This is a genomic window from Bacillus yunxiaonensis, from assembly GCF_037104695.1.
Lineage (GTDB): Bacteria > Bacillota > Bacilli > Bacillales > Bacillaceae_G > Bacillus_A > Bacillus_A yunxiaonensis.
In genome coordinates this window covers 431,064-455,845 of record NZ_JBAWSV010000001.1, presented here as the reverse complement: position 1 = coordinate 455,845, position 24,782 = coordinate 431,064, and the positions used below count along the sequence as shown (strand labels likewise).

Genomic DNA, 24,782 nt, shown 5'->3' with positions numbered 1-24,782 from the left:
AAACACTGTATGAAAGGACAAAAAATATTATGATGGACCAATACGAATTGAAACAAGAGCTACAACATATCAAAAATAACAATTACGCCGTCCCAGATGATGTGGACGCATATCCATATGCACAATGGATGCTTGACTATATTGGATCACCTGATGCTGAACTGCGTGATGAACTAATTTACAGTACGCTAGAACGCTGGATTACAAGTGGGATATTTAGACAAAAAGAACTACGCGGACTACTGCTGCAAGCTCTAAGTCCTGATTATTTGTTTTACCAAATCGATGAAAAGGGAACAGACTCTGTTTTTAAGCGTGCTTTCTCTATTTTAATCCCGCCACTTATTTTATCCGTTCATGAAAAAGAACCGTTCTTGTCTGAAGAACAGCTGTATAGCGTCGCAGAACAAGTTCTTGAGTACGCGTATCTTGAACAGGATGTAAGAGGGTATGTAGAAGGAAAAGGTTGGGCACATTCCACAGCGCATGTTGCAGATGCCCTAAGTGCTCTAGCGCGTACTATACGGAATCGCGAGTTCAATCATGCAATACTTGCTGCTGTTCGTCATAAGGTTCGTCTACATGATTACTTGTACATAAACTTTGAGGATGAAAGATTAGTGACTGCAGTAATGTCTTTACGAAACCAAAGTATCCTGTCCCAAGAGGAATGGGAAAATTGGCTTCACAGCTTTACAGTAATTGAGGCAGCGCCAGCTCCTCAAAATGATATCTTAGTACAAAACATTAAATCATTCTTAAGAAGCTTGTATTTCCGAACTTTAGAGCATGAGGAAAATTCTGCGTTTACAATTTCTGTACTGGAGACTTTAAGAGAATTGAAGAGATTTTAAGTATATATGGACCTTTGGACGCATTGTTCACATATACAGTTTCTCAATATGAATTTACAGTAACTCAATTAGAGAAAATAAAATAAGCGATTTAGAATTTTATAATAAAGAATCACACCGGGGTAAAAGTTTAACAGTTACGTACAAATGAAAAAGCCAGTACACTATTGATAGATAACTCAATTCTTCAGATTTTACCAAGAAGGATAATCTAAAAAATAACAGCCTTTTCTCAATATTCAGTTGGGAAAAGGCTGTTATTTTTTATCAGAAGATGTGATAAGAACATAACAGCCTTGCGTTTAAAATTTTGAACTTGTATATAGATACCATACATACGGTAAAAGAGGAAACAAGAGAGGCAAATTATAATTTGAGAATCGAAGCGATATTGTTACTAATAAATAGGTTTTTAATACTTTTTTAAAAATAGCCCTGTAAAATGCAAAATAGATATTCAAATACATTTAATGATGCAGGAGGTCATGAATATGGCTAAAATGGGAAACAAAATGATTACGTTATGTACAGTTGCTGTAGGAATGATTTATACAGCTGGATATATTACTACGGAATCTCCAAAAGCAGAAGTTGAACAACCTTCCCAAAATATAACGGAATCTACACCGCAACCTAAGGCACCTTCTAGCACTTCCGATATAACAACTAAAAAGGTTAAAAGTACTTATAAAGATGGGACATATAATGGTCAGGGTGCAAATCACATCGGTTCAGTAGCTGTAGCAGTTACAATTCAAAAAGATAAAATTACATCTGTACAAATTACAGATTGCACCACTTCTTATTCTCAATCTTACATTGACGACTTGCCTCAACAAGTCGTGGATCGACAAAGTGCAGATGTAGATGTAGTTTCCGGCGCAACAAGAAGTACGGAAGATTTTCAAGAAGCAGTTCAGAATGCTTTATTACAGGCAAAGCAGGCCAATGTATCTTATAAAACACAAAATACAGGAAGTGTGACAGGAAATGCATAATCGAATAAGAAAAACATATGAACAATCCGCCCTTTACATGGGAACAATTATCCATATCAAAGTAGTCACATCACACACAGAGAGATATATAAAAGAAAAAGTGGAAAAGGCATTTCAAGCATTTTACGCTGTAGAAAAAGTATGCAGCCGTTTCAATCATCAGAGTGAACTTCGACGTCTATGCACTCAAAGTGGTAAAGCAATTCAAGTCAGTCATATTCTTTTTGGGGCTGTTCGCTTTGCTTGGCAAGTAGCTGATTTAACGCAAGGAACATTCGATCTAACATTAGGGCATACGCTTGAGGAGTACGGATTTAACCGTCACTATTTAACAGGTGAAGAACTTGTTTCATCTACGGTAGTTCCTGCAAATTATCAAGATGTGATTCTAGATGAAGAAAAACAGACTATTTTGCTGAAAAAACCGCTGTTGTTAGATTTAGGTGCTGTTGCAAAAGGCTTGGCAGTTGACTTAGCTGTTCAAGAACTACGCGATTTTGAAGGCTTTGTCATCGATGCCGGTGGAGATCTTTTTGCTAGTGGTACGAATGAAAGGGGAGAACCATGGGTCATTGGTATTCAACATCCTTTCCAAAAGGAAAAAACAATTTGTAAAGTTCAGCTAACCAATCAGGCGGTTTGCACTTCTGGCAGCTATGAACGAAAGAGTCCTGTTCATATGAATGAGCATCATCTCATACACCCACATTTAGGAACGTCTCAGTCTAATATCGTAAGCTGCACTGTAATTGCGCCCTTTGCAATGATGGCAGATGCTTTTTCAACAGCAGCTTTTCTATTAGGCAGAAAAGAAGGAGCTACACTGCTGAAAAATGTTGATCTTGAAGGTATATGGATTACATCCTCTTTAGACATAAATATGACACAAGGAATGGAGGAATATTTGTATGAACGTGGATAAAAAAGTAAACGTAATGAGCGGGACGGGGCAAAAATATATTCGTACACCAAAAGGATATTTGATCGTGGACGAAACAAGAGAAAGCCGACAACAAAAGCGAAGCCATAAACCCTTTATGACTCCTAAAAGACTCGTCTTAGTTATGCTGTTTTTATTAATGTTAATAGCTCAGGTAAATATGACCAATTATACTGGTCTTGTTCATGTGGGAATTTCAGCTACAACTGCAATGTTCATAGATACTTTAATTGCTGTGCTAAAAAAACGAAAACTCACATTTCCTGATGGAGCTGCTATAACAGGCCTGATTGTCGCACTCGTATTAAGTCCAATGGTTTCCTCGTATATTTCAGCATTAACGGCAGCGATTGCAATTGTATCGAAACATCTATTTACAGTTAAGAAAAAACCTATATTTAATCCTGCTGCCTTCGGATTAATTGTTACAGCTGTTTTGTTTTCAAGCGGACAGAGTTGGTGGGGGGGACTATCTATGCTTCCTACTTGGTGCATTATGTTTGTATGTATCACAGGATTTTTTGTAACACAGAAAGTAAATAAATTTCCACAAGTTTTTTCATTTTTAGGTGTTTATTTTCTTATCCTTTTGATTATAGGAATTACAGGAACTGCAAATGTGGGAGATATGCTAAGGATCCCTTATATAAATTCAACCTTATTCTTAGCATTCTTTATGCTTACTGATCCACCTACTTCTCTAGGAAAGTATAAAGATCAAGTTATATTCGGGATTATTACAGCAATAGCAAGTATAGTTTCTTATATGATGTTTGGAGGGTTAATTTTTCTATTAGTAGGCATATTGATTGCAAATGGATGGAAAGCATTAAAAATTTCTAAAAACAAAAAAACAACACGTGCATCATCAGCTTCACCAGCTATTTAAGCTTACAAGCTGATCATATCCGTATTTTAAAATACTCAGTTCTATATCAATAAAGGGTGTCAATTTATAGGAAGTAGGTCCTTTTGACACCCTTTATTAGTTATATCGGAAATTTAATGGTAACACATGTCCCTTTATGCCATTCACTCCGTATTTTTATTTCTCCATTATGAGCGTCCGTAATCCACTTAGCTATGGACAGACCTAAACCTGTCCCGCCTTCAGAACGCGTTCTGCTCTTATCACTACGATAGAAGCGGTCAAAGATATGAGGCAGTTCTTCACTTGAAATACCAATACCTGTATCTTCTATTATGATAGTGGCAAAATTCCCATCCTTGTTGCATGAAACTTTAATTTGTCCATTCTTAACATTGTATTTCATAGCATTATCCATCAAAATAACGAGCAACTGATGTATCCGTTCTTTATCTCCTTTATACATGAGTTGCTTGTCGACATCTTCAGTGATTGTAATATATTGCAGCTCTGCAATTGGTTCAAATTGATGAATAATTGTACTGACTAACTCACCTATTGCAAACTCCTTCTTTTGAATAAGTAGCTGATTCGAATCCGTTTTTGCGAGAGTCAGCAGATCTGATACAAGTTTATTCATTCTCTTTACTTCTTGCAGTACTTTATAAATTGTCATGCTTTCTTGTTCAATTGTATATTGCGGATGACGGAATAATAATTCTAAGTGTGTCTGGATAACAGACAACGGTGTTCGAAGTTCGTGGGAGGCATCCGCTGCAAACTGAGTTTGTTTTTCCCAAGATTTTTGAATCGGCACAAGTGAACGATTTGCTAAAAACCATCCTATAAAGAAAGAAATAATTACCCCCGCAAAGCAGCCTCCTATAGTCAACATGAGCAAGTTTTGCAGTATAGTCACCTCAGAATCTATATTTAAGACAATCTCAACCGTATGAGCCGATTTCATCCCAATATCCTCCAAATAACGGGATGGTGGTTCAAATTTAAGGATACGATAACTATGCTTATTGATTGTTTGTGTCCATAGTTTGTTGTCCTGAAATCGAGAAGGGGAGAAATCATTAATATCGTTAGAAAAGACAGCATTTTCAGGTATACTTTTTATGAAATGCCCGTTTTCATCCCAAACTAAGTACACAGTTTTCCGTTCTGATTCTCGTTTGGATTCATGTTCTTTCAAAACATGTTTCATGCCTTCTTGCTGTATTTCTTCAGACACGCTAGCAAGTTTTGAATCAATCTCCGTATAAATAAAATGATTCATGTATACATACAAAACAACACCGAATACACATAAAATCAATGAAAAAACAACCGTATTTAAGGTAACAAGTTGCATCTTTGTTTTTTTAAACATCTTGGTCATTTCCTTTGAATATAAAGCCGACACCACGTACGGTATGAATAAACGATTCATCATGAAATGCGTTTAATTTTTTTCTCAGGTGATGCACATATACATCTACAACACCGAGCCCTACGTCAGAATCTAACCCCCAAATACGGCTGAAAATTTGATCACGGATTAAGATTTGTTCTTTATTTCGTATAAAATATTCAAGTAGTTCATATTCCTTAGTCGTCAAATATAATTTATTGCCGTCTATATACCCATCGTGTTCTTGTATGTGTAATTGGATAGGACCATAGGAAAAATTCTGTTCTCCGATCGTACCTTTTTCTCGTAAAAGTACGCGTATTCTTGCGAGCAGCTCTGGTACTGCAAACGGTTTAATCAAATAATCATCTGCGCCAACATCTAAGCCTTTTACACGGTCTTCTACACTATCTTTAGCAGTAAGAAGAAGAATAGGGGTCTTAACGGAAGCAGCACGTACTTCTTTCACAATTTCAAATCCATTCATTTCTGGAAGCATAATATCTAAAATAATAGCATCATAAATATTTTGCTTGGCCATGAATAATCCTTCATCACCAGCTACAGCGCAATCAATTTCATATCCTTCTTCTTGTAAAACTGCCATAACTCCTTCTAAAAGAGGCTGATCATCTTCAATTATTAAAATCTTCATTATTTCCATCCATTCCGTTAAGTTTTTAATCATATATCCCTTATTATATAGGAATCATGTACCAATGTATAAAGGAAACAGTCAGTTCACAATAAAGTCATCGATTTCAAACAAGTAAGAAGGGTGATAGTATGCTAGAAAATTTAACTACTGAAACTCGCAATAAAAAACAATAAATTTAGACGAAATTTCAGCCATAGATCTATTAGCAATTATGAACGAAAAGAATAACACTAATTTAGAACAAGGTAGATTAAAAGTAAACCCTTATAAATTACATACGAAGACAAAGAATTATTTTTATGAATAGAATACGAAATTTTTCAACAGAAAAAAGAATTTAATGTACAAAAGCTAGTAAATTCAATTATTAGTGATTCTAATATATATGCAGGTTTATCATAAAATTAAACATACAATACACATCGATGTAATCTACAAGTTATAAGTGTGTCTTTTTTACGTGTAAATTAAATGTACAATTCTTAAAACAAAATATATTTTAATAGAAATATTTCAATAAAAACATTTAAATTACTCTATAAAATTGGTAAAATTATATACGTTATCAAATTTTTGGAAGGAGAAAAATGATGAAAAAGAAAATTATTACTTGTTTACTTTCTACTACACTATTAATTCCAGCTGTTGCTCATGCGGAGGAGACTAAGGCAACTCAAAATACTGCTAATGCTTCTAAACCTACAAATGTAAGTATTGCTAGCCAAAAGCCAGGATGGGTACAAGAACGCGGATATTGGTATTACTATGACAAAAATGGTAATAGAGTAACGGGTTGGCTAAATAGCGGCGGAAAGTGGTATTATCTATATGACTATAGCGGTATTATGCAAACTGGCTGGACGGCAATCAAAGATAAAAACACAGGAGTTAAAAAATGGTACTATTTTGATAAAAACACCGGTGCACTGCAAACAGGCTGGATAAAAGAAAATAATCATTGGTATTACTCAGATAATAGCGGGGTACAGCAAACAGGTTGGCTAAATAACGGCGGAAAGTGGTATTACCTTGATTCTTTCGGAATAATGGAAACAGGAAGAGTGTCTATAAACAACGTATATTACTACTTCGATAAAAATTCAGGGGCTATGCAAACAGGTTGGATACAAGAATACGGTTCCTGGTATTATTATAACAACAATGGGGCTCAACACAAAGGCTGGTTATACCTTGGTGGAAGCTGGTACTATCTTGACTCTTATTCAGGTTATATGAGAACTGGTTGGGCATTAATTGATAACAAATGGTATCAATTCAATAATAACGGTGTTTGGATTGGATAATTTTATAATAAACAAAAAATAGGTTGCATTGCTTACTGCAACCTATTTTTTGTTTGTCTGGACAGGCTATAGAGTGAAAGAATCATATCCATTTATACTAGAATTTATATTTAAGTAAAAAATAAAGACTTTAGCATCTTTTTTTAGTTGCTAAAGTCTTTATTTTATTGATTATCTTTTTAATAGCGATAGACAGAACATTCGTTCTTTCGATATGATATAGAAGAAGATATACTCAATTTTTATATCTGTTGAAAGGGGATATTCCTAATGTGTAGACAGGGAAAAAGAAAGTCTAAATGCATGTTGGAAAAGGCCGAAATAATTAAGTTATACTTAGAAGGTTCTAGCACATCAGATATCGCAAACTTAGCTAATGTTTCTTCTAGATACGTTCGCATGGTCCTAACAGATAACAACGTTGAAAAGAGAGCGCGTGGAAGTTGGAAACGTAAATATGATTTAAATGAAGATTACTTTAAAACTTGGTCTAATAACATGGCATATATTTTAGGTTTTTTCGTTGCTGACGGTGTAATAGCAAAAAACAGTCATACAGTTAGTATTTCTCAAAAAGAAAAAGAGATTTTAGAAGATATGAAAAAAGAAATAAATTCAAGCCATCCATTATATAAAAACAAAAATACCGGTGTATATATGTTGAACTTAAATAGCAAAATCATGAAAAATGACCTAATAGGTTTACACGGTATTACTCCTTGCAAATCATATGATGTACAATTCCCGCATGTTCCAGAAGAATACTTACATCATTTTATTAGAGGATACTTTGATGGAGATGGACATGTTAATCCTAAAAAATATTTTGTAAGTTTTGTTAGCGGCTCATATCTTTTTATGAATTCTTTAAAAGAAGTGCTAACCGATCAGAACTACAAACCTAAGTTTATTAACAAAGAAAAACAGTATCGTATATACTTAAGTGGCAAAAACGAAATTCAACATTTTGCAGAATGGATTTATAAAGACAAAGAATTATTCTTACAAAGGAAATATGAAATTTTTCAACTGAAAAAATAAATTATCTTTCAGTTAGTGTACAAACTTTAAACAAGCACACTAACTGATTTTTTATTTGCAACAAGAAGATAAAAATAGGGAGGAATCAAATATAGAACTTACTTAAATTAAGTTAATTTATTTTTTCTAGTTGACATAATATAAATTATAGGAAGTCGTGAAATGAAAGGAGTTTCATATCTCTAAAACCAAGTAAACTATATATTTTGAGACGAAACGGAGATTTTTAAAACGATTTATAGCATGTTTAAATAAGCTTCGAAATTCCATAATCTCAAACAAGCCACAATGATTTCATTCGGCAAAATCCTTCACACACAGCCGGAGAAATTTCTTATTAAATGATCAGAGCCATAATTTATATTTTTATTGCACTTAACAGTTTATTTTCTGGCTGGTTTTTTTATTTTACATTCGATATTGATATCTTATTTTCTAAATATATACAGAAATGTGTTTTATATAAAAATCTTCTATAATCCCCTAAGCTCTGGCCTATTTTTTCTTCACTTAAGTTCAATCGCTCTTAGTTAACATAATGTATTTATAGAACAAAAAAATCCTCCCTTATTATTTTAGGAAGAATTTTAATAAATGACTTGTATTCTATTAGATAAAATCTTTTCTATAAAATGCGCATTTGTTATCTTTTCTGTTTGACGTATTAATGTAAAATACCGCTTTTTCCATTATGATAGATAACTTTGCGCTCTTCATTCCGATATATTTGCACTAGTAATACTCTTTCTAAGTTTATTCTCAAAAAGAGTATCGATTATACGATTTTAACTTAGTTTACTTATCTTCATTTTTTGTGCTGATGATGGACAAGTTAAATTATGTTCGTAAATTTTTTTATTAATCATTTCAACCATTGCAGCAAATTCTTCCTTCTCCATGCATGTATGCAATTTTTCCTTTAACGCATCAATTTCTTTCGAAAGTTCAATCCACCTCGGTAATATATGATTATCTTTCATCGTTTTATATAGTTGTTTTTCTGGATTATAAGAGAGACTTTTATCAATTTGCAGCGGCTTTCCTTTGCCTACTAAGTCATCAAATACGCCTTCTTTTTGAGCGCGTTTAATAATAGAGCTAATATGATCTTCGTACGTATATGACCATACTTTTTCATCTTTCACTAAAATTTCTTGTTTCTTTAATGCTTTATCTAAATCTTTTTCTCTATCTTTCATATGTTTTCTCCTCCCTTTTTATTATTTCATGGGTATTTTAAATTGTTGTAAGGATACTAATCCATGAGCAAACTGTTTATGCCACCACAATTCATCGTGACCACCAGGGAATTCAACATAGGTGATTTGATATTCTTTTTCTTTAAGTACTTGTGATAACCTCCTATTTGCTTCTAACAATGGTTTATTTTCCAGCTCCCCAGCGCTCATATAAATATGTAGTGGTAATGTGCTGCTTCTTTTAAATTGATTTTCGATCCAAGGGTGTGGTCCTGTGTAATTGTCTTTTTTCCAATGCACAGAACCAGACATTGATAAAACATTTCCGAAGAGATCTGGATATTCCAATGCCGCATAAAAAGCTGCTAAACCACCAAGACTGAATCCACCAATTGTTGTATGATATGGATTTGCATTAACATGGTATCTTTGTTGAATCCAAGGAAATAGTTCTTTTGTTAAAAACATATTCATTTCCTCATAAAATGTGAGTTCTGTAAATCGATCTACATGATCAATGCCAATTAGAATACACGACGGAATTTCTTTTGTATGTATAAGGTGATCTAGCGTTGCAGCTGCTGATAACGTCCGCAGCATAGAACTGCCATCAAACATGATAAGAAGGTCGTAAGGAGCTTGTTCAGGTGAGTAATTATGCGGAGTATATATCCAAAGTTGTCGTTCATTCTTCAATATAGAACTATGAAACTGATATGTTTCTACTTTTCCTTTTGGGATATGAGTTTGTTGCTTTGTTTTGTCAGTTTGTGACGATAGGCCTAACTCTAAAACAGATATTGGTCCTGCTTTATGCTCAAATATTTTAGAATTCAATGGATCACGCTTATAGTTTTCACTTCGCTTTGCCCAATCTTGTTCAAAGTCATCATTAATCGAAAAATAATACGTCGAAGCAAACTTTTCTTTTGTTCGAAACGTTTTAAACCATATGTTTGTATGTGAAAGCTTATCCATTTCATTCGCCGCTATATCCCAACCAGGAAAACTGCCAAATACATATGCATTTTCAGCTTGTTCATCACCTAACCAAATATATGTAACAAGATGGTACTCAGCATCAATTGGACAAGTCTCCACAATAGGTGTTTCTTGTTTCTTTATACTTTCTAAAAACAATGTAACAGCAGAAGGATTTCCTTGATTTAATTGCTTCGCCAAATCATGCATAATTGGACTCATTAGATTCTTCATTTTTTGCCTCCTTTTCTCTTTTCAACTCAATACTTAATACTTATTTCAGTACCAAGTTGATTGTTTCCTGGTTATTTACTATGGGTATAGTGTATATTTTGTGAACAAATTTTATATTTAAGACCGTATAGAATAAAGTATTAGACTATAAAAACTTTACAAACTAAAAAGGTGTTTTCTAGACGTGAAAACACCTTTTTTAACATAGATCCAGTTCCAAGAAATTAAAGTGTACTAACCCAACATGTTTCTATGTCATGTTCTTGATTTTTTTTCATAAGTGTTTGTACGGCAGCATCCGGCATGACTTTATATCTTTTCAAATTGTCTTCATTAGGTACAATCCAATAAAAATCCAGATGAGATTCTCTAGATTTAGGAGGTGTTTCCGCGTTTAGTTTATCACTGTTAACTTTAAAGACATGATTAATTTCATAATGTAGTGTGTCTCCATCTTTCCACTGATTTTCAATTACACCAAGGAATTTTTCGATTGAACAATCTGTACCTATTTCTTCTTCCCATTCTCGTATAAGTGCATTTTCAACTGACTCACCTAATTCAATATGTCCTCCTGGTAAAAAAGAATGATGCCCTTTAAAATGTGCTACCAAAAGCTTTCCATCTTTTATAAGTACACCCCTTACAATGTGGTGGAATTGAGTTCGCATCTCTTTATCCTCCTTGTTTACTTATCAGATATTAAATTCTAATGTAAGAAGGCAAATTCCTTTACCGATTGAATATAGATAGGTATCTTTAGAACTATTTAGTTTTATTCTGTAAAAATACGGTAAATGAAATTAGATTGAACATAAGTTGTTCAATCTAATTTCATGGCGCTGCTATGCTTTTCAGTACAATCGCCCAATCTTGACGACCATTTTAACAAAATATTATTTTACTTAATCCATTGTTTTAGCTGCTCAAATTGATTCTTCGCATCATTATAACCAAGTTCATATAAATGAACTAATCTTTCTTTATTCCGTTCTAATCCACCTGCTGGTAATTGAACACTTGGTTGTATAACAAAGAAGTTCTCTTTTTGTTTCTCTGAATAAAGATAAGATATAGTATTGTTATAGATTTCGTAATGCTCCACGAGGCGATTTGCTACATTAGGATAATGTCGATACAACCATTTCGCAATAGATGACAGCTTGTTTCGTTGTTTTTCAAATCCTGCTGGTTTCGTCATAATGACTACATTTTTTTGAAATCCATCAGCCTGTGCTTTCTGAATCGGAATTGGGTCTGTAATTCCTCCATCTAGCAACTTTTTATCATCGTATTCAACTGCCGGAGCAATAAATGGCACTGAACTTGATGCACGAATAATTTTTAAAATATCATTTCCATGTTCATGCTTATTGTAATACACAGCCTCTCCTGTCTCACAATCAGTCGTACCAATAACAAACTGTTCTGCTCCATTTAAGAATGTCTGAAAATCAAACGGAACAACTTTGTTAGGTACTTCATCAAATAAAAAGTCCATGCCAAACAATTCACGTTTTCGTAAAAAATTCCGAAATGATATATAGCGTGGATCGCTTACAAGTTCTGTATTTACTTTCTTATTTCTTCCTTTTTGACGAGATAAATACGTAGCAGCCATACAAGCCCCTGCTGAAACACCTATCACATAAGGAAAATAAAGATCTTTTTCCATGAAAAATTCTAATACACCTGCTGTATAAAGCCCCTTCATTCCTCCGCCTTCTAAAACTAATCCGATATTATTCATATATTATCCCTCTATCATATTTTAAGTTCATAATGTCTAAAAGTTCTTACACAAATATATTAGCATAAGATATTATGATGAAGTATTAAATTGTTTCATTGCAATTGAAAATTAATTCTTATATCGAAAAGTAAGAACCTGCTTTTCCGTTACATGTTACAATAAAAGAAACTTATTCTATACATAAAGGAGGAATTCATAATGGGTTTATTTAATGGTATTTTAGGAAATGCATCTGATGCAGATATAAGTAGCGTAGAACGTGATCTACAAGCGATTATGTTAGACGATGAGCAAGTAGAACACGCTTATAAGTTAATTCGTGATTTAATTGTATTTACAAATCGCCGAATGATTTTAGTAGACAAACAAGGTATGACTGGTAAAAAAACAGAATATCATTCTATTCCATATAAAAGTATTACACAATTTAGCATAGAAACAGCTGGTCATTTCGATTTAGATGCTGAGTTGAAAATTTGGGTATCAAGCATGTCTACTCCGATTACGAAAGAATTTAGAAAAGACGATAGTATTTACAACATTCAAAAAGCACTTGTAGCTTACACAACAAAATAACAATAATGTATTTTTATACAAAAATAAAAGTATTTACCCCGTATATCTTGGAACAACATACACTGATTTTGATTAAAAATGCAAAAAAGACTATCTCTATCACAAGATAGTCTTTTTTGCATTTTATCATATTATCTTTTTTATATTTTAAATAATCTTGTTCGGCTATTATGACCAACGTAATCTATTATTTACTAAAAAAATATTGTAGAAACTTTTTTTAAATGATACTTGTCCAAACCATATCTATTCTATTTCATATAATGATTCTAGTTAGATAATACTAACTAATAATTTAAACCCAATTTGGAGGGATATTGGAATGGATGATTTAAAAAAAATGATTTCTTCAACACTTAATGAAAAACAACAGAACGAATTATTGAATATAGTACTTTCAGATATTTTAAATAGAAATGGTATAACAGATTCATCTCTAAAAAAATTATCCTCAGAGAAAAAAGAACAAATCAAAAAAATCTTTTCTGAATTACAAAATCAAATTAATAATATTTTAGACTAAAAGGAGAGAGTTTATGTCTGGAGTTTGGTATCCAAATCAAGATAAAAAGTGGAACGCACTAGATTCTTCACAGCATCATCCATCATTCTACGATCCAACAATTTCAGAAGAAGCTAAGCAAAAAAATAAAATTTATCAATTATCCGAAGAATATATAGCGATTGTTGATTCCGCTGATGTTCAAGTTACTACAACAGATACAAAAGTGGCACTATCGATTCAAGCCTCATTACAAGCAGCAATTATTGCTATTTTAAGCATATCTATTGCAGATGGCGAAAAAGCTGATAAAATTGCACAAGAACTTTTTCAAAAATCTGCCATTTCACAAATTACTAAACAACGTACTGTTATTAAAAATTCTAGAAATGTTACAGTAACTACTACAGATACTGATATAGCAGTAAATATTCAAATCCTTCTTCAAATTTTACTAGCTTTATTAGTTAAACTAAACGTTTTATAAAGATAATTTAACTTTCCTAGCAAGGTTGTAAATAAAACACTTCCCTAATTTCCCTCCAATTGGGATTTTTCATTTGAAGCTTTGTTAGACTAACTAAACGTTTGTAAACACATCACATACAAAGAAAGAAAGATTTTTCTATTTATTTAGAGCAAATATATTATTAACATTATATAGGAATTAACAGTATTCTTATTAAACTATATCCATTTAGTTTAATAAGGACACTGTTAATTCAAATTTAAATAAATGCCTACTTAGGGGGAAGTAGGCATTTTAAATTTCAATTATTATAGGAAGAATCATTGGCTTTCTTTTTGTATGTTCGTATAAAAATTGTCCAAGTGTTTCTTTTATTTCTTTTTTAAGAACATTCCACTGGTTGATATTAGTTTTTAGTAAATTATTAATGGTTGTTACAGCTAATTGATTAATTTTCTTCATAAAATCTTCTGAATCACGTACGTATACAAATCCACGAGAAATTATATCTGGACCAGAAATCATTTTTCTATCTGTTTTACTAAGAGTTATAACTATAACAAGCATACCATCCTCTGCAAGCTGTTTACGGTCACGTAAAATAATATTTCCAACATCACCAATACCCAATCCGTCTACATATACATTTCCTGCAGGTATTCGTCTAGTTTGATAAGCAACTTGGTTCTTTATATCAACAACATCACCGTTATTCATAACATAAATATTATCTTTCTCAACACCAACGGACTCTGCTAAAAGACGATGATGGTGTAGCATTCTAAATTCTCCATGAATCGGAATGAAATATTTTGGCTTCATTAAAGTGAGCATTAATTTTAATTCTTCTTGATAAGCATGTCCAGAAACGTGCATTCCTGTTGAACTTCCCGATCCATAAATTACATTTGCTCCTAATAAAAATAAGTTGTCTACAATACGCGATACATTTCGTTCATTTCCTGGTATAGGAGTTGCAGCTAAAATAACGGTATCTTCCGGCAGTATATCTACCTGTCTATAGTTTCCGCTAGCTAAACGAGCTAACGCAGCCATAGGCTCACCTTGACTACCAGTACAAAGAATCGCTACCTTTTCTGGTTCCATTTGATTGATTTCATGCGCTTCAATTAACATTCCCTCTGGAATATTTAAGTATCCTTGCTCCAATGCAACAGATACTACATTTACCATACTCCTTCCAAGCAAAGCGAGTTTTCGATTTGTTTTACATGCAGCATCTACCGCCTGCTGTAGGCGATTCACATTAGATGCAAAAGTGGAAAGAATAACTTTTCTACGCGCTTTGAGAAATGCTTCTTCAATATGTTCGCCTACAAATCGTTCTGACGGAGTAAATCCAGAACGTTCTGCATTTGTACTTTCAGAGAGTAAAGCTAAAACACCATTACTTCCGATTTTAGCCATCTTATGAATATCTGGATATTGATTATTTACAGGAGTCAAATCAAACTTGAAGTCACCTGTATGTACTACTGTACCTTCTGGTGTATGAAAAGCAATGCCAAGACAGTCTGGAATGCTATGATTCGTTTTGAAAAAAGTTAGACTTATTTGTCCAAATTCAATTAACGATTCAGAGTCAATAACGAATAGCTCTGTTACATTTTGAAGTTTATGTTCTTTTAATTTAACTTCAATTAAACCTAACGTTAAACGTGTTGCATAAACTGGCACATTCAATTGTTTTAATAAATATGGAATACCTCCAATATGATCTTCATGTCCGTGTGTAACAACTAAAGCCCGAATCTTATCTTGATTTTCCTTTAAATATGTAATATCAGGGATAATCAAATCAATTCCTAATAAGCTTTCATCGGGAAACTTTGAACCACAATCAATTATCACAATGTCATTTGCATACTGTATAACATACATATTTTTTCCTATTTCCTTTATGCCACCTAAAGCAAAAATGGATAGTGTATTTTCTGCTATGTTCACAATGAGTAACCTCCTTTTTCAAACTTATATTGCTTATTAAAAATCTATCTGTTTATATATTTTCCAGCACTTACAAATTTATTATCTGTTACAAGATGAATAAGTATATTATTTACTTCTTTGACTGAACATAGTTAAAGGTGTTAAAAGGTGCATTTAGGAAACTAGGAGGTTCTAGAATTATGAAAGCTGTGACTTATCAAGGGCCAAATTTTGTTGAAGTTAATCAGGTGGAAGATGCAAAACTTGAAAAGAAAGATGATATTATCGTAAAAATTACCTCTACTGCTATTTGTGGATCTGATTTACATTTATATCAAGGGAACATGCCATTACCTCCAGGATATATTATTGGCCACGAACCGATGGGTATTGTAGAGGAAGTAGGACCCGATGTCACCAGGGTCAAAAAAGGAGACCGTGTTGTAATTCCTTTCAATGTTTCATGTGGGCATTGTTTTTATTGTCAGCACGAAATGGAGAGTCAATGCGATAATTCAAATCCTCACTATGATTCTGGTGGATACTTTGGCTATACAGAGAAATTTGGCAACCATCCAGGTGGCCAAGCTGAATATTTGAAAGTTCCTTTTGGAAATTTTACTCCGTTTGTTATTCCTGAATCATGCGAACTTGAAGATGAATCATTACTTTTTTATCCGACGTTCTCCCAACTGCATATTGGAGTGTAATAAACGCAGGTGTAAAACCGGGCGATACTGTCATTGTTCTTGGATGTGGACCTGTTGGATTGATGACTCAAAAATTTGCATGGATGAAAGGTGCTAAACGTGTCATCGCTGTTGATTACTTAGATTATCGTATAAATCATGCTAAAAAAATGAACAAAGTTGAGGTATTCGAGTTTACAAAATATCCTGATATGGGAGAGCATTTAAAAGAAATTACTAATGGCGGTGCCGACGTAGTTATTGATTGCGTTGGTATGGACGGAAAAAAATCACCTCTTGAATATCTCGAACAAAAATTAAAACTACAAGGTGGTACTCTTGGTCCTATTCAAATTGCTACGAAAGCCGTTCGGAAATGTGGAACTGTGCAAATAACGGGTGTTTATGGAGGAAACTACAATGTATTTCCTTTAGGAGCATTTTGGACTAGAAATATAAATCTTAAAATGGGACAAGCCCCCGTCATTCATCTTATGCCAGAACTGTTTCAAAAAATAACGAATAACGAGTTTGATCCAAGAGAAATTATTACACATAAAATGCCTCTTGAAGAAGCAAGTCATGGTTATCAAATTTTTAATAATCGTGAAGACAATTGCATAAAAGTCGTTTTGAAACCATAGTCACACCTATTTTATACAAATAATGTAGAGAATAAGACTTCTATAATCCTATTAAATAATCACTCATATTTAATTTTATGCGCATAAATAAAGCACTGCATTTGCAAATGCAGTGCTTTTAACTTTAAACTATATCAACTACTAAATGTCACAAAACATCTTTAAGTTCTGCTTCAACCATTGAAGTTCAAATGCATTTCAAATAGACGTAACCACAGCAAGCGCAAAGCCGTCATATCCTTTGGAACCAACAGTTTGGATTGCTGTTGCGCTCAAGCGTGGCTCAGTAGCGATCAACTCGTAGAATCGCCGTATCCCTTGAACACTCTGATCAACATTAGAATCTTCTATTACTGCACCATCACGTATGACATTATCTGCGATGATTAAAGTACCTGGACGTGAAAGCTTCAATGCCCACGCTAAATAATACGGATTATTTGGCTTATCAGCATCAATAAAAATAAGATCAAACGGTTCATGCTTTTCATTAACAAGTTGCTGTAATGTATTTAATGCTGGTCCAAGGCGTACCTCCACTATATCACTTAAATTAGCACGCTTAATGTTAGAACGAGCTACTTCCACATGCTTTGGATCTGCTTCTAACGTAAGAAGACGACCATCTTTAGGCAATGCTCGCGCTAACCAAATTGTACTATAACCACCTAACGTGCCAATTTCTAGTATGGTGCGTGCTCCTTTAATTTGCGCAAGCAGCTGCAGAAATTTCCCTTGATTCGGAGAAACATCGTGCGCCGGTAAGCCAGAATCTGCGTTAACTTGAAGTACCGTATCAAGTACAGGATCAGACAGAACCAGTAAATCAGTTATATAGCGATCTACCTCAGTCCATTTATTAGATATCCCCATATAAACTGTCCCCCTTTGCATTTCAACTGCTTAATTTAATTACCATCCTAATCGATCACGAAGAGAAGTAATGTGTGCAGTATGATGACGACCATGCCATGCATAAAGACCAATCGTTACACCTAATTTATTAGATCCTGATTCAGGATGATGAAACATTTTTTCAAAATCATTAGATTTCATAGATCGCAGCAAAGTAACCCATCTCATATGTAGCGATTCTAAAAGTGCTAAGGATACTTCTATTGGTAGCTGTGAATCAGGAAGCTCTGCCCATTTTTCTTCCATATACGGTTTAATCGTTGGATTATTTTCCGTCAACGCCAATTTAAACCGAATATAACTATTCATATGACTATCTGCAATATGATGAACAACTTGGCGCACTGTCCATCCACCAGGACGATACGATGTATTAAGCTGCTCATCTTGTAAATCCTTTATTGCTTCCTTTAGCTTCGCAGGAAGGTTTTCAATTTCTTTTATCCAGTTCTCTATTAAATCTGTGGTAGGATTACCTTCGTAAGTAAATTGACCGATCGGATAACGTAAGTCCATAATTGTATTGCTCTCCTTTTTTAGTTAGAATGTCTCCAAATATAATGGATAAAATCAATTTTTTCGCCGTGTAATTCTGCTATGTTTTCATCAATTAAGATACGCGAAAAATGGTTCTTTTCTAATACTTTTTGAGAAGCAAAATTATTATTTGTTGTTTTCGCGTGAATTTCAGTAACTTGATAGTTTGCTGCTTCATCTAAGAGGAGTTTTACAGCTTTAGTTGCAACACCTCTTCCAACATATTTTTCTCCTAATCGATAGCCAAGATACCCAAATCCCTTATCTTTCTCAATATCTACTAAATTGATTCGCCCGACAATTGTTCCTGCATGATTTCTTATGAGGTGAAAATATGAAATACCTTCAAATTGTTCTTTTAATAATTCATAAAATATCTTTTGAAACGTTTCATATGTATAGTAATCTTCACCACGACTAGGCACCATCTTTTCGAAAAAAGCCCTGTTACTACATTCAAAAGCAAATAATTCTTCTGCATCTTGTTCCTTTAACTTTTCTATGTAGATTTCCATTCGCTAACCATTCCTTTTCAAAATCAATCAACTATATACATTTGCTATTTCGTCACAGAATCCTGCTGAAAAAAGGCTACTTTCCTCGGCCCGTAAATATAGCGAACAGTACTTTAGGATGAAAAAGATGTAAAGGACTACGAATTAAGTTCATAACGTTAACCAATCGAATATAAATTTCCGGATTAAAAGCAGAAAGACGATATATCTTTTTGGTGTACCACTGTTTAAATGGTTGCATAAGAGGTCTGTCCCCTTTAATGTTCGAAACGCGAAATGCTTCTGTTGTAGTCATTTCCCACGGCGTTGCTATCAACTTCGAAATACTTTTATGAAATTTGTAGGTGAAATCTTTTTCAAGATGTTTATTTTCCCGGAGACACCTTTCCAACTCTAAAGCTTCCATTGCAGCGACTGAAATCCCTTGTCCAAAAACAGGATCAAAACGGCAATGAGCATCTCCAATTACTAAAAAACCTTCCGGAACATGCCTTATTAAGTCAAAGCGGCGACGCACTTGATAAGGAATTTTATGTATTCTTATATCTGAAAGAGGCTCTGCTATTTCAAGAAATCTTCGCACATCAGGGGCTGGTAATTTCTGAGCATAAGCAAAAAATTCTTCATCAGTTTGCGGAGCACGCTCATTTGCGTAACCGCTAAAAGTTACATAAAAACGATCGTCTTCAATTGTTTGAATAAGAGCACCATAAGGGTTTTCAGGAAAACTAGGAGAAACAAGAAGGTTACACCAATCTAGCCGTTCTTTTGTTTTTAGACGAAATATTCTAGTAGCATAAAATAGTTGAATCCATACTTTTTCCTCTTTAACCTGTATACCATGTGTTTGTAACCATTCTACACTTTTTGAACCAAACCCGCTTGCATCCACAACTACATTTGCATGAATTTCTTCTTCTGCACCTGTTTCAAGATTTTTCACTCGTACTCCGTATACTTGATTATGCTCTTCATCTATCAAAATTTGTTCAACCATCATTCTATATCTAGTTACAATATTAGCCACTTGATCAATTCGTTTTTTTAAATGCCACTCAAACATAGGGCGACTTTGTTGAACCATAGTTAAATACCCTGTAAATTGTGGTTTCCAATAGCCAAAATGATGCCACTTCACATCTTGTGTAAAATTATTTACAATACTTTTATCCTCGATTAATTGTGAAGTAATTTGAGGGAATAATTTCTCGATTGCTTCTTCTCCGCCTTTTAATAAAACATGTGGATGATAACTTTGCGGCACTCTCTTTCTAGGAGTCTTTTCCGTCCATTCTTCACCTATTTCTAAAATTATTACTTTCTGAAAAGAATGAGATAAAGCCTTTGCAGCAAGTTTTCCAGCAATGCTTCCTCCAATTACAATCGCGTTCTCCAATATGTTACCCCCTATCTACCTTGTTCCCTATTTCTCTATTAATTTTACTACTTTAAAATCTCTCAATTAAACATAACAGATTTAAAAATCCTGTATCATAATAGTAATACAGGATTTTAATTTTTAGCGATATGTCATTCATCTTTACTTTTCATAACAAGAATCGCATGCGCAAATAATCCACAAGCAATCCCAATAAAAATCCCGATGTTAGGCTTTTCTAATAACATTCCTCCTGCTAGACCCAACATAAAAAATCCTCCATACAATAACCTTAGTATTTTCTCATATTTTTTCATGTTCCTCCTCCCTTAAAATACACCAGTAAATTGTAAAATAAGAATAAAAAGTCCAAGAGCCCAAACATAGTACGCAAATGTTTTTAAAGAATGATGTTTTAAATATTGAATCATCCATGAGACGGCAATATATCCGAAGAATGCTGCAGATAGTGTACCAACAATAAGTGACGTATTAGAGATTGCTTCTGCTTTACCTTGAAAAACATCGACTAACTGTAAGAGAATTGCCCCGACAATTGCAGGTGTTGATAATAAAAATGAAAAATAAGCTGCTGTTTCACGATCTAACTTTCTCCAAAGTGCTGCGACGATGGTCATTCCTGAACGAGATATTGCTGGGAAAATAGCAAATGCTTGAAATGAACCGATAATAAATGCGTCTTTATATGTAATATCGTCCATTTTCTTCCGTCCGCTTTTTTGCTTCTCTGCCATATATAAAAATAAACCTGTAATCAAAAATTCCCACCCGATCGTTATACCCGTTTTTGAAATCTCTTCAAAGAAATCTTTAAATAGTAAGCCAATTACGACTGCAGGAATTGTTCCGATAATTAATAAATACGTTAATTTTGAGAACGGATTTTTTATTAAATAGAGAAATTCTTTTTTATAGTAAATAAAAACCGCTACTAACGTCCCTATATGAAGCATCGTATCTAAAAAAAGTCCTGCCTCATCTAAACCAAAAAGGTGTCTTCCTAAATACAAATGACCGGTACTGCTAATTGGTAAAAACTCTGTTAAACCTTGAATAATCCCTAAAATAAAGGCTTCTAACCAATTCATGATTGTCTCCTTTCAAGTTTGCTTGTACCAGTATATGTTTGTCTTTTTTTAGTTATGTAAAGTTACTCGTTTTTAATAGATTCTTATATTGGATGACAATTATGTGATTTAGAAAATAAAGTGATAACAATTGACAATGGAGAACCCTTAAAGATAATATAAATATATACATAAGAATATATGTTCGTTTTATAAGAATGAAAGTTTTTGTCTTTATATTTAATAAAAGGAGTGAATAGGAAATGGAAAACTCAAATCAAAAAATTACTACCTTCTTAATGTTCCCTGGAACAGCCGAGGAGGCAATGAAGCATTACACTTCTATATTTGATCAATCGGAAATCATAAGTATTTCTCGAAACGAAGCTGCTGAAGAGGGAAAAGTGCTACATGCTACATTTTCATTAAAAGGACAACAATTTATGTGTATTGATAATAGCAATAAAGATGTACATCAATTTACTCCTGCTATGTCACTGTTTGTCTCTTGTGATACGGAGGAAGAAATTGATCGAGTTTTTGATAAATTATCCCAAGATGGCGCGGTATTAATGCCGTTAACTGCTTCTCCTTGGAGTGCAAAATTTGCTTGGGTCCAAGATAAGTATGGTGTTTCTTGGCAGTTAAATCTTGCAAAAATGTAGGTTTGAAATAACTTTCATTCAAACCTACTTTTAAAACGCTCAAATTAAGCTAAAATAAAAGAATCCATTTTGAAAAAAGATTAATCAAAATGGATTCTTTTATTAGAAATCTGAATTTAGTGTTTATAAAAGGCTCTGTTAAAGAACAGTGTTGATAATATACCATCATGTATTATTTCTGAATCGTCTGCCACCATTTAGGAAGCACCGCACGCATTGAATAGAACTCCGTCTTTAGTAACCTTGCTTTAACAGCTGGATCGCCTTTGATAAGAGCATGAACTTGGTCTTCTTCCTCTACTTCAATAATTCCTAGCCCATACCCACCTTTGGGATCAAAAACGGGTCCGAACACAATGGCGATTCCCTTTTCAGCCTTGTCTGCCCAATAAGCTATGTGCTGTTGCATGATCGTTCTTTCTTCTGCTGTCATATCCTGTTGAAAAGTTGGTCTTGTCGAAAATGACTTTAAAACATAATGCTTTTTATCTTTCATAGTATTACTCCTTATAAAAATAATCATTTACATATCTTTTTACAGCCTTTACATAGTTTTCTCACGTTTTCTATAAAAATTTACCGAACTACAAATTATTCACCCAACCTTGGCTGTGCAAACCCCATTCTACACATTGACCAATTAAATGTTGTTTTTTGAATTTCATCACAAATATCCCACAAGTTATTTACTAAACGTAATTCAACATTACGTTTAAATAGTTCTTGAAATAAATCAACTACTTCCAATTTGGCAATTGGAAGTAGTGTTGTTTCACTTATATAATAGCCAGCATTCTCGTCTTGAAGTGTGAATTGCATTGTATCAAATTCATACAAGTATAATTTAGTATTTTTCATCGTTTCAAACCATTTGTTTTCAATAACTACTACATGTGAACATGATTTTGATGATATATATGTTTGCTTGTCGATTTCAGATGTATTTGGTCCAGTATGATAGCAAACACGTGGACAATTTCTGGGCGTTAAAAAGTTAGGTAAGCATTTATCATCAATTGCCCATACAAGCCCTTTAGTTTGATCTAAGTCCATTCGAGTAGGTATTCGGGGCTGAAACACTGGAATATGACTCTCTTCACTTACATGGAATATCCGCACACGCTTCCCTCCTTAAAACACATTACCTTACTCCTTATTTTCTTAATTTGAATACAATAAAGTCTGCGCAGTGTAAGTCCTCTTCAAACTGAGGATATTTTTTTAACATCTCTATAGAAGGCATCGGTTCGATAACATCTACCAAAGTAAACCCTACTCGGTGAATGGCTTTAAAATAGCTCGTCAATGTGCGATGATAGAATACGATTTTTTCATCTGAATCTATCGGAAACCTTTGATCATATACCCCTTCATAGAAATAACGTTGGATCTTCCAATATTGTTGATCGACTTTTTCATTTCGTATCCATCCACTATTTGGCGTGATAAAACAAGGATGAAGAATTGAAAAAATGAAAGTACCATCTTGTTTTAAAAGACGATACATCTCGCTTAATGCTGCCTCGTAATTTTCTAAATCTTGAAGAACCATATTAGAAACAATTATATCGTACTGTGCATCTGCTAAAAAATCGAGTTTCTCACAATTTCCTTGTTTGTATTGAATTGTTTCATCATTTTTCGTTCTTTGTTTGGCAATTTCGAGCATCTTTTCAGCATAATCAACAGCCGTCACAGTAGCCCCTTTTTTGGCAAGGATTCTACTTAAATAGCCTTCCCCACACCCAGCATCTAAAAGTTTTTTTCCTTTAACATCTTCTATTAATGAAAAAATCGCAGGATTTAATAATACCTCTCTATGGATGCCGCCATGCTCATCATAATTTGCTGTAAAACTTTCAGCATGTCGATTCCAACGCTTAATTGCTTCATCAGTCGTCATTGTTCTTTTCACTGTACGCCCTCTTTTCTATATTGGTCGTAACGTTACGTTTCTTGTGCACACTCTTATTTTTCCATATCCATAAAAAAAGAGATAGACTTATAATTCACTTTTTTATATCATGTAGATAGAGGCATGTCTCTTTGAATATTAAATTAAGCCAGTAATCCCTAATGGAGATTTCTGGCTTTTCTAATACCTAATTTCACTTTTTTAATGGTTTCTATTCAAATTTTCGCCTTAGATTAAATAGATAGTACCAGGATGATCCAACTAAAATGACCTCGGCACAATACCGAGGTCATTTTTCACAGAATTTTTTATTTAAAAAATACTTTATCTACATTATATTTCGCCTGAAGTTCATTAATAATATATGTTTCGTAAATTTCTCTTTCCATTGGATCTTCTACGATACATGTATCAATTCGATATACTTCATCTCTATGTGCTTTGATTGGTGAAACAGTATCTTCAAAATGCTTTTTAATTCTTTGTCTTAATTTACGTGCTTTTCCAACGAATAAAAGCTCATCATTAATATCATAAAACATAAAAATGCCGCCCTTATCTCTCGGAATTAAATGAAAATCAATAAACCCGCTAATCGGAGTTATTATTGGTTCATCACCTTTTATTACTTGCTTACGCTCTGTAATCGTAACGTCTGGAGTTGGTATCTCAATTTTGATCACTATAAGTCACGTCCTTTTTTGTTATAA

The 24,782-nt window shown here is 33.5% G+C and carries 27 protein-coding genes and 1 pseudogene; 11 read left to right on the top strand and 17 right to left on the bottom strand.

Annotated features, from left to right (window positions below; genetic code table 11):
• The first annotated feature begins 29 nt into the window (after positions 1–29).
• The 4 genes from WAX78_RS02280 to WAX78_RS02265 all read left to right on the top strand — a co-directional run bounded on the left by WAX78_RS02280 (position 30) and on the right by WAX78_RS02265 (position 3,681).
• On the top strand, positions 30–854 hold the full coding sequence (locus tag WAX78_RS02280) for a DUF2785 domain-containing protein (RefSeq protein WP_336480674.1): 825 nt from the start codon (positions 30–32) through the stop codon (positions 852–854).
• A 491-nt stretch (positions 855–1,345) separates the two neighbouring features.
• Positions 1,346–1,852 carry an FMN-binding protein gene (locus WAX78_RS02275; RefSeq protein WP_336480673.1) on the top strand — a complete coding sequence of 169 codons (507 nt, stop codon included), beginning with the start codon at positions 1,346–1,348 and terminating at the stop codon, positions 1,850–1,852.
• On the top strand, positions 1,845–2,774 hold the full coding sequence (locus WAX78_RS02270; protein WP_336480672.1) for an FAD:protein FMN transferase: 930 nt from the start codon (positions 1,845–1,847) through the stop codon (positions 2,772–2,774). Before WAX78_RS02275 ends, WAX78_RS02270 begins: the two co-directional genes overlap by 8 nt.
• Positions 2,761–3,681 carry an RnfABCDGE type electron transport complex subunit D gene (locus WAX78_RS02265; RefSeq protein ID WP_336480671.1) on the top strand — a complete coding sequence of 307 codons (921 nt, stop codon included), beginning with the start codon at positions 2,761–2,763 and terminating at the stop codon, positions 3,679–3,681. Before WAX78_RS02270 ends, WAX78_RS02265 begins: the two co-directional genes overlap by 14 nt.
• Positions 3,682–3,781: 100 nt before the next feature.
• On the opposite strand, the gene WAX78_RS02260 is transcribed toward WAX78_RS02265, so the two are convergent.
• Positions 3,782–5,038 carry a sensor histidine kinase gene (locus tag WAX78_RS02260; RefSeq protein ID WP_336480670.1) on the bottom strand — a complete coding sequence of 419 codons (1,257 nt, stop codon included), beginning with the start codon at positions 5,036–5,038 and terminating at the stop codon, positions 3,782–3,784.
• Positions 5,031–5,714 (bottom strand): response regulator transcription factor, encoded by a 684-nt coding sequence (locus tag WAX78_RS02255; protein WP_336480669.1) that lies wholly within the window; start codon positions 5,712–5,714, stop codon positions 5,031–5,033. The genes WAX78_RS02260 and WAX78_RS02255 overlap by 8 nt, the downstream gene beginning before the upstream one ends.
• A 593-nt stretch (positions 5,715–6,307) precedes the next feature.
• On the opposite strand from WAX78_RS02255, the gene WAX78_RS02250 reads away from it, so the two are divergent.
• Together WAX78_RS02250 and WAX78_RS02245 are read left to right on the top strand one after the other, a co-directional pair.
• Positions 6,308–7,021, top strand: coding sequence for an N-acetylmuramoyl-L-alanine amidase family protein (locus WAX78_RS02250; RefSeq protein WP_336480668.1), 714 nt, complete (start codon positions 6,308–6,310; stop codon positions 7,019–7,021).
• Between the two features lie 270 nt (positions 7,022–7,291).
• Positions 7,292–8,062 carry a helix-turn-helix domain-containing protein gene (locus WAX78_RS02245; RefSeq protein WP_336480667.1) on the top strand — a complete coding sequence of 257 codons (771 nt, stop codon included), beginning with the start codon at positions 7,292–7,294 and terminating at the stop codon, positions 8,060–8,062.
• Between the two features lie 785 nt (positions 8,063–8,847).
• Here WAX78_RS02245 and WAX78_RS02240 read toward each other — a convergent pair.
• From WAX78_RS02240 to WAX78_RS02225, 4 genes are all read right to left on the bottom strand, one after another.
• Positions 8,848–9,261 carry a DnaJ family domain-containing protein gene (locus tag WAX78_RS02240; RefSeq protein WP_336480666.1) on the bottom strand — a complete coding sequence of 138 codons (414 nt, stop codon included), beginning with the start codon at positions 9,259–9,261 and terminating at the stop codon, positions 8,848–8,850.
• A gap of 21 nt (positions 9,262–9,282) precedes the next feature.
• Positions 9,283–10,476, bottom strand: coding sequence for an alpha/beta hydrolase (locus tag WAX78_RS02235; protein WP_336480665.1), 1,194 nt, complete (start codon positions 10,474–10,476; stop codon positions 9,283–9,285).
• Positions 10,477–10,700: 224 nt separating this feature from the next.
• The gene (locus WAX78_RS02230; protein ID WP_336480664.1) at positions 10,701–11,147 is read right to left on the bottom strand and encodes an NUDIX domain-containing protein; all 447 of its coding nucleotides are present in this window, start codon (positions 11,145–11,147) and stop codon (positions 10,701–10,703) included.
• Between the two features lie 230 nt (positions 11,148–11,377).
• Positions 11,378–12,226 carry a patatin-like phospholipase family protein gene (locus WAX78_RS02225; protein ID WP_336480663.1) on the bottom strand — a complete coding sequence of 283 codons (849 nt, stop codon included), beginning with the start codon at positions 12,224–12,226 and terminating at the stop codon, positions 11,378–11,380.
• Between the two features lie 201 nt (positions 12,227–12,427).
• Between WAX78_RS02225 and WAX78_RS02220 the strand changes: the two genes are divergently transcribed.
• The 3 genes from WAX78_RS02220 (at position 12,428) to WAX78_RS02210 (ending at position 13,794) form a co-directional block, all read left to right on the top strand.
• Entirely contained in the window at positions 12,428–12,805 is a 378-nt protein-coding gene (locus WAX78_RS02220) for a PH domain-containing protein (protein WP_336480662.1), read from the top strand.
• Positions 12,806–13,127: 322 nt separating this feature from the next.
• Complete coding sequence (locus WAX78_RS02215; protein WP_336480661.1) at positions 13,128–13,328, top strand: spore coat protein; 201 nt, start codon at positions 13,128–13,130, stop codon at positions 13,326–13,328.
• A gap of 13 nt (positions 13,329–13,341) precedes the next feature.
• Positions 13,342–13,794 carry a spore coat protein gene (locus tag WAX78_RS02210; protein WP_336480660.1) on the top strand — a complete coding sequence of 151 codons (453 nt, stop codon included), beginning with the start codon at positions 13,342–13,344 and terminating at the stop codon, positions 13,792–13,794.
• A gap of 276 nt (positions 13,795–14,070) precedes the next feature.
• On the opposite strand, the gene WAX78_RS02205 is transcribed toward WAX78_RS02210, so the two are convergent.
• On the bottom strand, positions 14,071–15,744 hold the full coding sequence (locus WAX78_RS02205; protein WP_336480659.1) for a ribonuclease J: 1,674 nt from the start codon (positions 15,742–15,744) through the stop codon (positions 14,071–14,073).
• A 182-nt stretch (positions 15,745–15,926) separates the two neighbouring features.
• On the opposite strand from WAX78_RS02205, the pseudogene WAX78_RS02200 reads away from it, so the two are divergent.
• Positions 15,927–17,059: pseudogene (locus tag WAX78_RS02200) on the top strand (zinc-dependent alcohol dehydrogenase).
• Positions 17,060–17,257: 198 nt separating this feature from the next.
• Here the strand turns inward: WAX78_RS02200 and WAX78_RS02195 are convergent.
• The 6 genes from WAX78_RS02195 to WAX78_RS02170 form a co-directional block, all read right to left on the bottom strand.
• Positions 17,258–17,932, bottom strand: coding sequence for an O-methyltransferase (locus WAX78_RS02195; RefSeq protein WP_336480658.1), 675 nt, complete (start codon positions 17,930–17,932; stop codon positions 17,258–17,260).
• A 39-nt stretch (positions 17,933–17,971) separates the two neighbouring features.
• On the bottom strand, positions 17,972–18,493 hold the full coding sequence (locus tag WAX78_RS02190) for a YfiT family bacillithiol transferase (RefSeq protein WP_336481339.1): 522 nt from the start codon (positions 18,491–18,493) through the stop codon (positions 17,972–17,974).
• Positions 18,494–18,510: 17 nt separating this feature from the next.
• Positions 18,511–19,026 carry a GNAT family N-acetyltransferase gene (locus WAX78_RS02185; protein ID WP_336480657.1) on the bottom strand — a complete coding sequence of 172 codons (516 nt, stop codon included), beginning with the start codon at positions 19,024–19,026 and terminating at the stop codon, positions 18,511–18,513.
• 76 nt (positions 19,027–19,102) lie between these two features.
• A complete protein-coding gene (locus WAX78_RS02180) occupies positions 19,103–20,425 on the bottom strand; it encodes an NAD(P)/FAD-dependent oxidoreductase (RefSeq protein WP_336481338.1) in 1,323 nt (440 codons plus the stop codon).
• A gap of 131 nt (positions 20,426–20,556) precedes the next feature.
• Positions 20,557–20,721, bottom strand: coding sequence for a hypothetical protein (locus tag WAX78_RS02175; protein WP_336480656.1), 165 nt, complete (start codon positions 20,719–20,721; stop codon positions 20,557–20,559).
• Positions 20,722–20,733: 12 nt separating this feature from the next.
• A complete protein-coding gene (locus tag WAX78_RS02170; protein WP_336480655.1) occupies positions 20,734–21,513 on the bottom strand; it encodes an undecaprenyl-diphosphate phosphatase in 780 nt (259 codons plus the stop codon).
• A 242-nt stretch (positions 21,514–21,755) separates the two neighbouring features.
• Between WAX78_RS02170 and WAX78_RS02165 the strand changes: the two genes are divergently transcribed.
• Positions 21,756–22,157, top strand: coding sequence for a VOC family protein (locus WAX78_RS02165; RefSeq protein ID WP_336480654.1), 402 nt, complete (start codon positions 21,756–21,758; stop codon positions 22,155–22,157).
• 172 nt (positions 22,158–22,329) lie between these two features.
• Here the strand turns inward: WAX78_RS02165 and WAX78_RS02160 are convergent, their stop codons facing one another.
• The 4 genes from WAX78_RS02160 to WAX78_RS02145 all read right to left on the bottom strand — a co-directional run bounded on the left by WAX78_RS02160 (position 22,330) and on the right by WAX78_RS02145 (position 24,755).
• Positions 22,330–22,653 carry a YciI family protein gene (locus tag WAX78_RS02160; RefSeq protein ID WP_336480653.1) on the bottom strand — a complete coding sequence of 108 codons (324 nt, stop codon included), beginning with the start codon at positions 22,651–22,653 and terminating at the stop codon, positions 22,330–22,332.
• 95 nt (positions 22,654–22,748) lie between these two features.
• A complete protein-coding gene (locus WAX78_RS02155) occupies positions 22,749–23,276 on the bottom strand; it encodes a DUF6886 family protein (RefSeq protein ID WP_336480652.1) in 528 nt (175 codons plus the stop codon).
• A 34-nt stretch (positions 23,277–23,310) separates the two neighbouring features.
• Positions 23,311–24,060, bottom strand: coding sequence for a class I SAM-dependent methyltransferase (locus WAX78_RS02150; RefSeq protein ID WP_336481337.1), 750 nt, complete (start codon positions 24,058–24,060; stop codon positions 23,311–23,313).
• 320 nt (positions 24,061–24,380) lie between these two features.
• Complete coding sequence (locus WAX78_RS02145; RefSeq protein WP_336480651.1) at positions 24,381–24,755, bottom strand: nucleotide excision repair endonuclease; 375 nt, start codon at positions 24,753–24,755, stop codon at positions 24,381–24,383.
• Between the last annotated feature and the right edge of the window lie 27 nt (positions 24,756–24,782).